1 protein-coding gene is annotated in these 237 nt (G+C 54.9%); it reads left to right on the top strand.

Features of this window, described 5'->3' with window-relative positions:
• Window positions 1-199: hypothetical protein (locus G3N92_RS18670; protein ID WP_206129013.1), on the top strand; the 199-nt coding region annotated here is incomplete at its 5' end.
• Window positions 200-237: the final 38 nt, after the last annotated feature.

Genomic DNA, 237 nt, shown 5'->3' with positions numbered 1-237 from the left:
GAGAGAAGTAGAGAGGAAATGTAGGAGGACAGCAATGCAGAGGGGCGATATCGGAGAGAGGGAAAAGGACGGAGGGGGAGGCAGAGGTTACGCGGAGGTTAGGCAGGGGGGGGGGACAGAGAGAACGGGAGGTGAAAAGGAGGATGGTGTGGACACGAGTGGGGAGCAGGTGAAGGGAGACAAAAGTGAATGGCTGTGAGAGAACGAAACGGTGTAGAGGCCGTTGTTTTTTTTTTC

Origin of the sequence: Burkholderia sp. Ac-20379 (assembly GCF_017104645.1) — a bacterium.
In the GTDB taxonomy this organism is placed as follows: Bacteria; Pseudomonadota; Gammaproteobacteria; order Burkholderiales; family Burkholderiaceae; genus Burkholderia.
This window is presented reverse-complemented; position numbering and strand designations above follow the sequence as displayed.